Here is a 13,406-nt window from a genome sequence, read left to right on the forward strand (position 1 = left end):
AAATGATCAGAAATTGGCTGATGAAGCTCAACGATAAAATAGAATCAAAAAACATTCCTGAATGGAACAACGCCTATGTTGCAGGTATTTTTTGCCTGTCATTATTTGTGATTGCGACAATTACTTATGTGCAGGTTACGTTGTCAAAAATCGAGGAATCCGTGCCTTTGCAGATTGTTGCCCAGGAGCAAGCCGTTGACGAAATAATTGACCAGTTCGCGGTTGCCAACAACGCACTTGTCCTTGCCCAGCTTGCAGAAGGGGTGAAGCGCAGAGGGTATATTGACCTCGCGCGGGAAAAGATCCAGCAAGTTCACGAGGCATTGGAAAAAGAACGTATCCTGTTCAGCTTTGATAACCTTATCGGTACAGCAGCAATTTATGCTGTTATTCAGCCGGCGACCTATGATGTCCAGAATTGGCTTGCGCAGGGGATCAGTGGGTTACCGCCCGAAGCCTCCATCGTGCTTGAAGCGGCTTCCGTTCGATCGCGAACAGCCATTGATGAAGCTGAAAAATTACAAAAACAGACATCGGAAATGGCCTCAAGTCTTTTGGCGGCCCAGGCGGAACGGATCAACGCGTTTCGAGGCATCATGATCCTCGTTTTATTTTTGCTGGCAGGGCTCGCGGCTGTGCTGACTTACTATATCTACAACAGATGGCTGGCCAGCCGTGAACTGGAAAGAAGCGAGCTCAAGCATCGACGTATATATGAAAATGCGACTGAAGGAATTTTTCAAGTTCATCTCAACGGTACTTTTATCGATACCAATCCTGCTATGGCTACCATGCTCGGATATGGGTCGTCGCATGAAATGGTGGAAGAGGTTAAATCCTTTGTCACTGAAATTTACCTGGATACAGAGGTTGCCGAAAAGCATTTGATGCTGTTGACCAAGGGTCAGTATCTTATCGACGAAATCTATCAGTGGCGACGCCGGGACGGGACGCTCATTTGGGGGGCACTCAATGCGCATGCAGTCTATGATAAAAAAGGCACATTGATGCATGTTGAGGGAACCCTGACAGATATGAATGCCCGGGTGCGCGCAGAATTGAATTTGCGTAAAGCCAAGGAACTGGCGGAGTTGGCCAACCGCGCCAAGTCTGAATTCCTGGCAAATATGAGCCATGAACTTCGAACCCCGCTGAACGCTGTTATCGGGTTCTCGGAAATCCTTCAATCAGAGGCCTTCGGACCTTTGGGCCATGCAAATTACAAGGATTACTCCAATGATATTCATGCGGCCGGAAAGCATTTGCTGGATGTGATCAACGATGTCCTTGATGTGGCCAAGATTGAGGCCGGTCAGCTTACTCTGACGGAAAGCAATATGGAGCTGTCGGCGACGGTTGCCTCCTGTATCCGTATGTTGTCGGTGCGGGCATTCAATGCCGGTATCAAACTAACCTCCGATATACCCGGCGATTTACCGGGCTTTCTGGGGGACGAAACCCGAATCAAACAGATACTTGTCAATATTGCGTCGAACGCGATCAAATTTACGGACAAGGGTGGATCGGTCACGGTTACCGCCCAGATGCGGGATGATGGCGGCATATCCCTGCGTGTCACGGATACGGGAATTGGCATAGCAAAGAAAGATATCCCGCGTGTTCTTGACCGGTTCGGACAGGTTCAAACCACCTATGCCCGTAACAACGAGGGGACGGGCCTTGGGCTGACGCTGGTCCAGATGCTGGTCGAAGTGCATGGCGGTGAGTTTACTCTAACAAGCGAGGTGGAAGTCGGCACAGTATGCTCTATTCATTTCCCATCTGATCGCACTGTGAAAATGGCCGCAGCTGTCTAGCCTGCAATCGGGAATATGCTAGGTATTTGCGCGCCAGTATTCCTCCAGTATGTCAGCTTGCAACAGGGCGAGGGTCACGGCGACAACCATCAGAATTGCCAATGCTATATTAATGACACGCAGCGCTTTTGTGGATTTAACCAGCCGCCGCAGGACATTCCCTCCGTAACACCAAATGGAATTCAGCGGGAAACTGACGGCCGCAAAAATCAGCATGATTGTTATCACCTGTCCAACATAACTGGTGGTCGGTGAGACGAATTGTGAATAGGCCGCAATTATGGTGACCCAGGCTTTCGGGTTGAGAGGATGCAGGATAACACCGGCCAAATACCCGGGATTACTGGACCTGTCATCGATTTCAGGGCTCGCGGTTGCAACCTTGAAGGCCAGATAGATGATGTACAGAACAGACACAAACAAAAAGACAACCTGCAGGGTCGGGAAGGTTACGAAGAGCGACCCCAGCCCGAGCGCGACGGCCAGGCAGACCAGCAGAAATCCGGAAATGCTGCCAACAAGAAACGGCAAGGATCGACGATAGCCAAAACTCGCGCCGGAGGCCATCAACGCCATATTGACCGGACCCGGCGAGCCGACCATGGAGATCGCGAACATGGCAATGAGAGCAATTTTTCCGAATTCCATCGGGATTCTTTCTTAAATAGGACAATTTACATTGTTCCAATATTGTCATAAAATTGTCTCCGTCAATTTCAATATTGTCACAGTGACAATTTAAAGGTCCCAATGCGTAAATTTGAAGAAATCACCGAAAGAATTATCGGTATGATACAGCAGGGTGAACTGAAGGCGGGTGAAAGACTGCCCAGCCATCGCGACCTGGCCTATGATTATAACTGCAGTGTCGGTACCGCCAGCCGTGCCTACGGAGAATTGGAGCGGCGCGGATATACCTACGGCAAAGTCGGGCAGGGCACATTTATCTATGGTACCGAAGCGGATGATGCCGCCATAGGCCGCGGGGCATTTTTCCCCAAGGATAGTTGGGTGAGCGGGGAAAGCCAACTGGTGAACCTGTCCCAGAATAACTATTACCATAAGGATACGGATGCCCGTATGCGCGATGCCTTTCTACAGCTGTCGACGGAAAACAAGCCGAGCCGGTACCTGGAATATTTCGATAGCCGGGGGCGCCCGCAGGATCGCGGCGTCGCGGCAAACTGGATTTCGGAGCAGATAGAACAGGTTGACCCGGAAAATATTATTATCACCCAGGGCGCCCAGCCCGGCCTGTATGTTGCCATGGCTGCGCTGGCCAATCCGGGAGATATGGTGGCGACCGAGGCGTTCGGCTATCCGGGGATAAGGGCCGCAGCCCATGAACTTGATTTGCGGCTGGCCCCCGTGGCCATGGATCAGGATGGTCTTATCCCGGAAGAGTTTGAGGCCATATGCCGGCGCAGCTCGGTCAAGCTGCTGGTGACCATGCCGACCGGGCATAATCCGACCGGGACAACACAACCCCTTGAACGCCGGCAGAAAATCCTTGAAATTGCCCGCACCCATAATGTTCTGATTGTTGAGGACGCGGTTTATGCGCCGCTTCAGGGGGCGTCGCCGCCGGCCTATATAGACCTTGATCCGGACCGGGCGCTATATCTCACCAGCTTGTCCAAGGTTTTCAGCCCCGGATTGCGGGTTGGATATATGGTCGCGCCAACCAATCTTGTGCCGCGCCTGGCAACGAAGTTGACGGCGATTAGCTGGATGACGTCCGCCATCACCTTGGATATGGCCAATTTTTTCCTGCAAAGAGGCATTGTCGATATCCAGGCGGAGAATTTGATCGAGATTTGCCATCACCGGGAACTGCAGGCCATGGAAATACTGTATCCATGGATCAAGCATTTGGGGGGCGGGGAGTATTCGTCGCTGGCGCATTTATGGATTGAGTTGCCGCCTGAGCAAAATATGACGGAATTTGTTGCCGCCGCCCGGCGCGAACATATCGTTATCATTGCAGGAGATAGCTTTGCCATGTCGAAATCCGTCCCCGTCAACCATATCCGGGTCTGCCTGATGTCGGAACCGGATGACAAGCGCCTGGAGCGGGCATTGACACGTCTGGCCGCCTTGCTGGCGCAACCGACGTCACCGGTTATGGTCACCTGATATCGGCACGCTAGTCGGTTTCGGGGCGGGGTTTGCTGGGACGGGTCAGGACAAATCCGGCCCCGAACCCCATCAGGGCGAGCATGGCGACAAGCCCATACCAGGGGGTGCTGGAAAAGGTGATGACCAATATGGCGCTAACCGCCATGGTGCCAACAGCAACAAATTTTGCCCGCGGCGGAATGACGCCATGTTTCGACCAGTCCTGAAGCGGGGGGCCAAAAATCTTGTGGTTGTAAAGCCAGTCATGGAATCGCTCGGAGCTTTGCGAGAAAGCCCATAGGGAAATCAGCAAAAACGGGGTCGTCGGCAAAACAGGCAGAAAAATCCCGACGGCGCCAACGGCAACAAAAAACCAGCCGATGAGAAGGAGGAGTATCTTCTTGCTTGGTTGCATCATCGAGTTTGTTGCCATTAAGTCGAGAATCAAGATTAAAAATGCCCGGAGAATAATCCGGCTGATGAAGGATATACCTTAAACAATGAAGACATGCTGAAAAAAACCGAATTTTTGTCTTTCAAAGCTTTTCCCTGTATATTTGAAGCCGGATCCCCTGTTTCAATATGGGGCCCCAGCGCTCGATTATTCTCGGGGTGCATTGTAAGTATCTAATATAGTTGAATCTTTTGCCTATTTTTTAGGCAGGCCACCACAGATCAACATATTTGGCCCTTCTTGGGAATAAAATACGAAATTTCACTCCTTATTCGCAATATTTCATTTGATTTCAAGGTTGTTCTGGGCTTTCATGACCACTGCAAGAACGCATCTAAGCGCCTTCACTGCAACATTGTCGGGATCTAACCAAGTAAGAATAAAGAACCGGGCATACATTGGGACGTCATTAATTTCCTTAAGGGAGGAAAAATTGAAAATTAAATCCATTATATTGGCCAGTGCCGTTGTTTCGGCAATCTCGGCTTTCAGCGCGCAGGCAGCTGATACTATCAAGATTGCGTTTATTGATCCGCTTTCCGGGCCATTTGCCGCAACAGGAACCAATGGCTTGAGAGAATTCGAATTCGCCGCCGACACACTCGTCAATGCCAAAGGTGGTGTGCTGGGTGGCCAGCAATTCGTTATTGTGCCGTTTGACAACAAAATCAGCCCCAAAGAAAGCCTTGTTCAGCTGAAACGGGCAATTGGTGAAGGCATCCAGTATATCGCGCAAGGAAACAGCTCCGGTGTTGCGAACGCGCTGACAGATGCCATCAAAAAGCACAACAAGCGGAACCCGGATAAACCGGTTCTTTTCCTGAACTATTCTGCTGTTGATCCGGCGCTTACAAACGCTAAATGTAACTTCTGGCATTTCCGCTTTGACGCCAATGCGGATATCAAGATGAACGCGCTGACGGACGTAATCGCCCAGGAAGACGGGATCAAGAAGATCTATCTGATTGGCCAGGATTACTCCTTCGGTAAAGCGGTTGCAGCTGCGGCGGTCAAGTTCCTGGGTGAGAAACGCCCTGATATCGAAATTGTCGGGAACGAGCTTCACCCGATCGGAAAAGTGAAAGATTTCACACCTTACGCAACAAAAATCCGGGCTTCTGGTGCGGATGCGGTTATCACGGGTAACTGGGGTGCGGACATGGTTGGTCTGGGTAAAGCCATCGGCGATACCGGTCTGGACGTTCCGATTTACACTTACTATGCGGCTAAAAATGGTATCACGAAAACCATTGGCGCTTCGGGTAAGAATAAAATCCGTCTTGTTCACGAAGGAAATGACAACCCTCCTTTGAATGAAGAAATCACGGCTTACTACACCGGCTTTAAAGCCAAATATCCTGACATGGATATCACTCAGTACCGGATCGCCAATACAGTTGGCATGCTGGCTGATGCGATGGAAAAAGCCGGCTCGTCAGATCCGGTTGCTGTTGCCAAAGCTCTTGAGGGCATGGAATTCAAAACGCTGAACGGTGACATACTGACCATGCGGGCTGAAGACCATCAGGCAATCCAGCCAATCCGGATTTCTGTTCATACTGACGAAAACGTCACGTTTGATGCAGATAACTCAGGGTTCGGCCTGGTAACTGAATCAACAGTTACAGCGGCTGATTCTGCATTGCCGTCCACTTGTAAAATGGACCGCCCTAGCTAACAGGCGCGTTTTTCAAGTTTGATCGTACTGGCCGGAGAAATCCGGCCAGTATTTCTCAGTCAGGCGTAAGACCTGGTTTCTAAGAATATGTGTAATTAAGAGATTCAACCGATGTTTGAATTGATCTTCTTTTCCCTGCTAAACGGGATTGTCACCGGACTGCTGCTATTTATGCTGGCAAGTGGTCTGACCCTAATTTTTTCCATGATGGGCGTCTTGAATTTTGCGCATGCCAGCTTTTATATGCTCGGCGCGTATCTGGCCTATACAATTAGTATTTATATGGGGTTTTGGGTGGGCCTCATTGTCGCTCCGATCCTGGTCGGCCTTATTGGCGCGGTCGTTGAGCGATATGGTCTTCGCTATGTCCATCGATGGGGACATGTGGCAGAACTTATTTTTACCTTTGGTCTCGCCTTTCTTATCGAAGAAGTGGTGCAGTTCATTTGGGGCAAGGATACGAAAGCATATCTTGAGCCTGAAGTTCTGCAGTTCCCGCTCTTTACATTCTTCGGCCAGAATTTTCCGGCGTACAAAGCCTTCATGTTGCTGATCTCCATTGCAATCTTCGTCATGCTGCTGTTGATCCTGACCAAATCCCGGGTCGGGTTGATCATTCAGGCGGCCATTCACAAACCAAACATGACCGCCATGCTCGGCCATAATGTCCCGTTGGTTTTCATGGGTGTGTTTGGCGTTGGTTGCGCGCTGGCCGGTGTTGCCGGTGTGATCGCCGGGCCGGCGCTGGGAACATTCCCGGGAATGGCCGTTGTCCTTGGCAGTATTGTTTTCGTGATTGTGGTGATAGGCGGTCTTGGATCCCTGACCGGCGCCTTCGTTGCCTCCTTGATAATCGGCTTGTTGCAGACATTTGCAATTGCCCTTGATTATTCGGTGAACGATCTTTTGACGGCCCTGAATATTTCCTTTGATGCGGACAGTGCGCTGCGTGATTTATGGTCTCTCTCTTTACCGCAGGTCGCTCCTATCTTGCCGTATCTTCTCCTGGTCCTGGTCCTGATTTTCCGACCGACCGGCTTGTTTGGGAACCGTGAGACATGAGTGAAATTGCAAAAACAGCAACTGCTGAGAATTCAGTGCCTTTCGTCAAACGTTACGGTGTCTGGATCGGGTTTTTCATCATGCTCATGGTGATGCCGTACATTTTCTCATCAAATGTCGGTTTATATACCATGAACCTGATGGGTATTTTTATCATCTTTGCCCTGTCCTATAATATGCTGCTGGGGCAAGGCGGAATGCTGTCTTTCGGTCATGCGGTGTATTTTGGTCTTGGCGGGTTTATGTCCGTGCATTTCATGAACTACATTGAGGATGGTTCGTTTATCTTTCCCATGTGGCTGTTGCCGATTTTCGGCGGCCTAATCGGGTTGGTCTTCGCCATTATCATCGGCAGCTTTTCAACCCGCAAAGCCGGAACCGTTTTCGCCATGATATCGCTGGGTGTCGGTGAGCTTATGGCGGCCAGTTCCCTGATCTTCGTCGCCTTCTTTGGCGGTGAGGAAGGGGTGAGCGGCGACCGGACAATGGGACCGCCCTTATTCGGGTTTGACTTTGCCCAGGACGTACAGGTCTATTACCTGATTGCGGCATGGGTGTTTGTGACTGTCGGGTTGATGTACCTGTTTTCCCGCACACCGGCCGGTCGCATGGCGAACGCGGTTCGCGACAATGCGGAGCGGGCGGAGTTTGTCGGCTACAGTCAACGTAAAGTGCGCTTTGTGTCCTTCTGTGTTTCCGGTTTCTTCGCCGGGATTGCAGGTGGTTTATTCGCCATCAACTTTGAAATCGTCACCGAAGAAAATCTCAATGCCCTGACCTCTGGCGTGGTGTTGTTGATGGCATTTATCGGCGGTGTCGGCTTCTTTGTCGGGCCGATCATCGGCGCGGTTGTCTTCACTTTGCTGCAGAGTATCCTGAGTAACTATACGGATATCTGGCAGCTTTATGTGGGTGTGCTGTTTGTGCTGACCGTGATGTATGCGCCGCATGGATTGACCGGCATCATGATGATGCATACGCCGGCGTATAGAATGAAGCGGATGGGGAGCTTGCTGGTCCCTTATTTGCGAATTGGCATCCCGACAATTTCATTTTTGGCCGGGGTGGCCGGTTTTCTGGAAATGATCCACCATGTCAGAAGCGCCCCTGTCGACGAGACCTTAATGAGCCTCGTCGGTATTGAGTTTGATACCCATTCGGTTATGCCCTGGGTGGTCATTGCAATTCTTGCTGTTGTTGGGGGCTATTTGGCGAAGACGCAGGTTGGACAATTTAGGGAAGCTTGGGAAACAGCGAATAATCCTGATGCGAAAAGTGAAGGAGCCTCCTCATGAGTGCAGCAATTGAGCTTCGGGATCTGCGCAAGAGCTTCGGGCCGACGGAGATTATCCGCGGCGTGGATCTGCAAATCGAAAAAGGCGAGCGTCACGCGATTATCGGTCCCAATGGTGCCGGAAAATCAACGCTGTTTCACCTGATCAGCGGCCGCTATAACCTCAGCGGAGGGGCGGTCCATCTGCATGGGGAAGATATCAGCAATCTGCCACCTTATGAGATCTACCGTAAGGGCCTTTCCCGGAGTTTCCAGGTCACGAATATCTTTCCCAATATGAGCGTGTTTGAAAATGTTCGCTGTGGATTGATGTGGGCAAAGGATTACAAATACTCGTTCTGGCATCTGGTCGACCGGGAGCATGACCTTAACCGGAAAACCGCACAGGTTATCGAGGAAATTGGCCTCACCTCCCGCCAGCATATACCGGCGGGTGTTCTGACTTATGCGGAGCAGCGGGCGCTGGAAATCGGCATTTCCGCAGCTGGCGGCGCTGATGTCATCATGCTGGACGAACCAACGGCCGGCATGAGCCATTCGGAAACAGATCAGGCAATTGAATTGATCCGCAAAATTACGGACGGTAAAACCTTGGTGATGGTGGAACATGACATGGGCGTTGTGTTTGATGTGGCGGATCGTATTTCCGTGCTGGTATATGGCGAAATCATCGCCTGTGATACACCGGAGAACATAAGGAATAGTAAAGCTGTGCAGGAAGCTTATCTTGGCGCGGAGGCAGAAGACTGATGCTTGAAGTACTTGATTTACATGCATTTTACGGTAAAAGCCATATTCTGCAAGGCGTGAATTTTACGGTTGGTGAAGGGGAGATTGTCTCCTTGCTGGGCCGAAATGGCGTGGGCCGGTCGACGACGATTAAATCGATCATGGGAGAAGTCCCGCCCCATGGCTCCATTAAATACAAGGGGGAGGAAATCGCCGGCCTGAAGGAACATGAGATCGCCCATCGCGGTCTTGGATATGTACCGGAAAACCGCGATGTCTTTCCCGGCATGACCGTGCGTCAGAATCTTCTGATGGGTGTCAAGGACATGAAAAAACAGGGCCGCTGGGCCATGGAAGACATGTTCAAGATGTTCCCGAACCTGCGGGAGCGGGCCGATGTGGATGCGGGTGTTCTGTCCGGCGGTGAGCAGCAGATGCTGACCATGTGCCGCACCTTGATGGGAGATCCGGATCTGGTGATGATTGACGAGCCGACCGAAGGACTGGCGCCGAAAATTGTTGCGCAAGTGGGGGATCTGTTGGCCGAAATTGCCAATCGCGGTGTCTCTATTCTTCTCGTCGAGCAGAAGCTGGCAATCGCCATGCGTATTTCCCATCGTTTATATGTGATGGGGCATGGCCATATGGTATATGAAGGAACGCCCGACGAGTTGAAAGCCAACGACCAGGTCCGCAAGGAATGGCTGGAAGTATAGAGAGGTCACTCTTTAGGTAATCGCTGTATCCCGGGGCGCGGGAGTTCAAAATGCAGAATACAAACGTTAGTCTTGACGATAAGTACGAACTGGAAGCGGGGCAGGTGTTTATCACCGGCACGCAGGCTCTTGTCCGAATTCCGATTATGCAGCGACAGCGGGATGCGGCGGCTGGCCTCAAAACCGGCGGCTTTATTTCCGGCTATCGGGGGTCGCCTTTGGGTTTGTATGACCAAAGTCTCTGGAAAGCGAAGCCTTTCCTGAAGAATAACGACATTCATTTCCAGCCCGGCGTGAACGAGGATCTGGCGGCAACCAGTATCTGGGGGACGCAGCAGCTGCCGATGTTCGGCCAGTCGGATTTCGATGGCGTCTTTGGTATCTGGTACGGCAAGGGGCCCGGCATCGACCGTTCCGGTGATGTGTTCAAGCATGGCAATATGGCCGGCAGCTCGGAGCATGGCGGCGTGCTGGTTCTCATGGGTGACGACCATATGGCGAAATCCTCGACCGTTGCCCATCAAAGTGAACAAGCACTCGTCGCGGCGATGATGCCGGTCCTGAACCCGGCAACCGTCCAGGAATATCTGGACTACGGCCTCTATGGTATCGCCCTGTCACGCTATAGCGGCGCCTGGGTCGGGATGAAATGCCTGACCGATACGGTGGAAAGTTCCGCAACCGCTTATGTGGGGCCGGACCGGGTGGACATAAAGATCCCCGAAGATATTGACCCTCCCCTGGGCGGTGTCCATATCCGCTGGCCTGACAGCTCAATTGGTCAGGAAACCAGACTTCTGCGGCACAAATTACCAATGATCAAGGCGTTTGTGCGTGCCAATAAACTGGACCGGATCACCCAGGACAGCAAAAACCGGAAAATTGGCATCGTCACGACCGGGAAATCCTGGCTGGATGTGGAACAGGCGCTGGGCGATCTTGGTATCGGTTCCTCCGAAGCGGAGGAAATCGGCCTGTCCGTCTATAAGGTGGCCTGTCCCTGGCCGTTGGAGCCGGAAGGCATTCGCAAATTCGCAGACGGGCTTGACGAGATACTGTTTGTTGAGGAAAAACGCAGCCTGATCGAAGAGCAGGCCGCCCGGATCCTGTATGACCTGGAGAGCCGCCCTGTTCTTGTCGGCAAAGAAGATGAAGCCGGTGCCATGCTGTTACCCTCCGACGGTGAACTGACGCCGGCCCTGGTCGCCCGGGCCATTGCCTCCCGGCTGAAGCGCCGGTCCATTTCCGATGCCATTGCCGAAGGTATCAGCCTGGCGGAAGCCCGTGAAGATGGCAATGCCATGCCGGCCGCGCCGGTGACACGGTCCCCGTGGTTCTGTTCCGGATGCCCGCATAATTCATCGACGAATGTGCCGGAGGGCAGCCGCGCCATGGCCGGCATTGGCTGTCATACCATGGCCATTTACATGCCGAACCGACGCACGGAAACCTACACCCATATGGGGGCGGAAGGGGCAAACTGGATCGGCCAGGCGCCCTTCACCAATGAAAAGCATATCTTCCAGAATCTGGGCGATGGCACCTATTATCATTCAGGCTTGCTGGCCATTCGGGCCGCCGCCGCGGCGGATGTGAATATTACCTATAAGATCCTGTTTAATGATGCCGTCGCCATGACCGGCGGGCAGCCGTTTGACGGGCCCTTATCCCCGTGGCTTATCAGCCAGCAGGTTCATGCGGAAGGGACGAAGAGGGTCGTCGTCGTCACGGATGAGCCGGATAAATATGACGCAGGAACCAAATGGGCACCGGGTGTCAAGATTTACCACCGGGATGATCTGGACAAGGTTCAGCGGGAACTCCGTGAGGTCGAGGGGGTTACCGCCCTGATTTATGACCAGACTTGCGCCGCCGAAAAACGCCGCCGCCGCAAACGCGGAACGTTTCCGGATCCGGCCAAGCGGGTGTTTATCAACGAAGAGGTTTGCGAAGGCTGCGGGGACTGCGGGGTGGCGTCCAACTGCGTTTCGGTGAAACCGCTGGAGACGGAACTGGGCCGCAAGCGGGTAATCGACCAGTCAAGCTGCAACAAGGATTTCTCCTGCGTAAAAGGCTTTTGCCCGAGTTTTGTCACCATTGAAGGCGGGGACCTCAGGAAACCGGAAAAGCAGACGGTCACCTCCAGTGATATTGATGTCTCAAACCCTGCGGCCGGCCTGCCGGAACCCGCAAGTCCGGCCATCGACGGCACCTATAATATTCTGGTGACAGGAATTGGCGGAACCGGTGTGATCACCGTTGGCGCCTTGTTGGGCATGGCGGCCCATATAGAAAATAAGGGGGCCTCCATCCTCGATCAAACGGGGCTGGCACAGAAAAATGGCGCGGTCATGAGCCATGTTCGCATTGCCAACAACGCGGATGAGCTCAGCGGAACAAGAATTCCAAACCGCCAGACCGATCTGGTTGTCGGTTGCGACCTGGTTGTTGCCGCCGGGCGGGACGCCCTGCAGACATATGACCTGGGCAGAACACGGGCGATTATTAACGATCACGTTGTGCCTGTCGCGGCCTTTACCCTGTCGCCGGACCTGGCCATGGATCGGGATACCTTGACCGGCCTGGTGGCCGATAGCATTGGACGTGAACAGGCCGAGTTTATTAACAGCACGACCCTGGCGACCGCCTTGATGGGCGATTCCATTGCCGCCAACCTGTTCCTGCTGGGGGTCGCCTTCCAGCGGGGCACGATCCCGCTTTCTTTAAGTTCCATCGAGATGGCTATTGAGTTGAACGGCATTGCCGTTGACGCCAATAAACGGAGCTTTGCGTGGGGACGTAAGGCCGCTGAAGATCAAAAAGCAGTTGAAAATATCGCCCTTCCGGCCATGCCAAAGCAAGTTGCCATAGTCGATACTCTGGATCAAATTGTTGCCAAGCGCATGGACCGTCTGAAAGCCTATCAAAGCGGACGATATGCCAAGCGATACGGCAAACTGGTCGCATCGGTTCTGGCAGCAGAGGAAAAGGCGAAACCCGGCTCGACCGCCCTCAGTGGCGCTGTGGCCAGATATTTCTATAAATTGATGGCTTATAAGGATGAGTATGAGGTTGCCCGGCTTTATACGGACGGAGTGTTCTCGGCGAAAATAAAGGACCAGTTTGAAGGCGACTTCAAGCTCAAGTTCCATCTGGCACCACCGGTTTTTGCCAAACGGCATGAAGAAACCGGCCATCTGGTGAAGAAGGAATTCGGCCCCTGGATGTTGAAAGCTTTTGGCGTCCTTGCCAAGCTGCGATTCCTGCGGGGCACAGCGCTTGATCCTTTCGGCAAATCCCATGAGCGTAAATCGGAACGGGCATTGATCGGTGAGTATGAAGCAACCCTGCTTGAGCTGTGCGAGACCCTGAGCGCGGATAACTTGCTGCTGGCCGCGGAAATCGCCGAAGTACCGGAGCAAATTCGGGGCTATGGCCATGTCAAGGAACAGCATCTCGCCATTGCCCGGGCCCTGCGCGAAGACCTGCTAAGCCGCTATCATCAGGGTGAAGCCCAGCCCCTGGCGGCAGAATAGGG

General features: G+C 52.7%; 10 protein-coding genes. 8 read left to right on the forward strand and 2 right to left on the reverse strand.

What is annotated here, in order from left to right:
• Positions 1-2 precede the first annotated feature (2 nt).
• Positions 3-1,817 (forward strand): sensor histidine kinase, encoded by a 1,815-nt coding sequence (locus tag NBZ79_RS06595; RefSeq protein WP_251936610.1) that lies wholly within the window; start codon positions 3-5, stop codon positions 1,815-1,817.
• 18 nt (positions 1,818-1,835) lie between these two features.
• Here NBZ79_RS06595 and NBZ79_RS06600 read toward each other — a convergent pair whose 3' ends face one another.
• Complete coding sequence (locus NBZ79_RS06600; protein ID WP_251936612.1) at positions 1,836-2,465, reverse strand: LysE family translocator; 630 nt, start codon at positions 2,463-2,465, stop codon at positions 1,836-1,838.
• Positions 2,466-2,567: 102 nt separating this feature from the next.
• Here NBZ79_RS06600 and NBZ79_RS06605 point away from each other — a divergent pair, with 102 nt between their 5' ends.
• Entirely contained in the window at positions 2,568-3,953 is a 1,386-nt protein-coding gene (locus NBZ79_RS06605; protein WP_251936614.1) for an aminotransferase-like domain-containing protein, read from the forward strand.
• Between the two features lie 10 nt (positions 3,954-3,963).
• On the opposite strand, the gene NBZ79_RS06610 is transcribed toward NBZ79_RS06605, so the two are convergent.
• On the reverse strand, positions 3,964-4,353 hold the full coding sequence (locus tag NBZ79_RS06610; RefSeq protein WP_251936616.1) for a YbaN family protein: 390 nt from the start codon (positions 4,351-4,353) through the stop codon (positions 3,964-3,966).
• 475 nt (positions 4,354-4,828) lie between these two features.
• Between NBZ79_RS06610 and NBZ79_RS06615 the strand changes: the two genes are divergently transcribed.
• The 6 genes from NBZ79_RS06615 to NBZ79_RS06640 all read left to right on the forward strand — a co-directional run bounded on the left by NBZ79_RS06615 (position 4,829) and on the right by NBZ79_RS06640 (position 13,404).
• Positions 4,829-6,067 carry a branched-chain amino acid ABC transporter substrate-binding protein gene (locus NBZ79_RS06615; RefSeq protein WP_420854588.1) on the forward strand — a complete coding sequence of 413 codons (1,239 nt, stop codon included), beginning with the start codon at positions 4,829-4,831 and terminating at the stop codon, positions 6,065-6,067.
• A 111-nt stretch (positions 6,068-6,178) separates the two neighbouring features.
• Complete coding sequence (locus tag NBZ79_RS06620) at positions 6,179-7,129, forward strand: branched-chain amino acid ABC transporter permease (protein ID WP_251936622.1); 951 nt, start codon at positions 6,179-6,181, stop codon at positions 7,127-7,129.
• A complete protein-coding gene (locus tag NBZ79_RS06625) occupies positions 7,126-8,424 on the forward strand; it encodes a branched-chain amino acid ABC transporter permease (RefSeq protein ID WP_251936625.1) in 1,299 nt (432 codons plus the stop codon). Before NBZ79_RS06620 ends, NBZ79_RS06625 begins: the two co-directional genes overlap by 4 nt.
• Complete coding sequence (locus NBZ79_RS06630; RefSeq protein WP_251936627.1) at positions 8,421-9,173, forward strand: ABC transporter ATP-binding protein; 753 nt, start codon at positions 8,421-8,423, stop codon at positions 9,171-9,173. The genes NBZ79_RS06625 and NBZ79_RS06630 overlap by 4 nt, the downstream gene beginning before the upstream one ends.
• The gene (locus NBZ79_RS06635; protein ID WP_251936630.1) at positions 9,173-9,868 is read left to right on the forward strand and encodes an ABC transporter ATP-binding protein; all 696 of its coding nucleotides are present in this window, start codon (positions 9,173-9,175) and stop codon (positions 9,866-9,868) included. The genes NBZ79_RS06630 and NBZ79_RS06635 overlap by 1 nt, the downstream gene beginning before the upstream one ends.
• A 50-nt stretch (positions 9,869-9,918) precedes the next feature.
• Positions 9,919-13,404 carry an indolepyruvate ferredoxin oxidoreductase family protein gene (locus NBZ79_RS06640; protein WP_251936633.1) on the forward strand — a complete coding sequence of 1,162 codons (3,486 nt, stop codon included), beginning with the start codon at positions 9,919-9,921 and terminating at the stop codon, positions 13,402-13,404.
• Positions 13,405-13,406: the final 2 nt, after the last annotated feature.

Origin of the sequence: Sneathiella marina (genome assembly GCF_023746535.1) — a bacterium.
GTDB classification, from domain to species: domain Bacteria; phylum Pseudomonadota; class Alphaproteobacteria; order Sneathiellales; family Sneathiellaceae; genus Sneathiella; species Sneathiella marina.

What these genes read in the sequence shown, in the direction of transcription:
- NBZ79_RS06595 (WP_251936610.1), top strand. Translation starts at nt 3, where the DNA reads ATGATCAGAAATTGGCTGATGAAGCTCAACGATAAAATAGAATCAAAA.
- NBZ79_RS06600 (WP_251936612.1), bottom strand. Translation starts at nt 2,465, where the DNA reads ATGGAATTCGGAAAAATTGCTCTCATTGCCATGTTCGCGATCTCCATG.
- NBZ79_RS06605 (WP_251936614.1), top strand. Translation starts at nt 2,568, where the DNA reads ATGCGTAAATTTGAAGAAATCACCGAAAGAATTATCGGTATGATACAG.
- NBZ79_RS06610 (WP_251936616.1), bottom strand. Translation starts at nt 4,353, where the DNA reads ATGATGCAACCAAGCAAGAAGATACTCCTCCTTCTCATCGGCTGGTTT.
- NBZ79_RS06620 (WP_251936622.1), top strand. Translation starts at nt 6,179, where the DNA reads ATGTTTGAATTGATCTTCTTTTCCCTGCTAAACGGGATTGTCACCGGA.
- NBZ79_RS06625 (WP_251936625.1), top strand. Translation starts at nt 7,126, where the DNA reads ATGAGTGAAATTGCAAAAACAGCAACTGCTGAGAATTCAGTGCCTTTC.
- NBZ79_RS06630 (WP_251936627.1), top strand. Translation starts at nt 8,421, where the DNA reads ATGAGTGCAGCAATTGAGCTTCGGGATCTGCGCAAGAGCTTCGGGCCG.
- NBZ79_RS06635 (WP_251936630.1), top strand. Translation starts at nt 9,173, where the DNA reads ATGCTTGAAGTACTTGATTTACATGCATTTTACGGTAAAAGCCATATT.
- NBZ79_RS06640 (WP_251936633.1), top strand. Translation starts at nt 9,919, where the DNA reads ATGCAGAATACAAACGTTAGTCTTGACGATAAGTACGAACTGGAAGCG.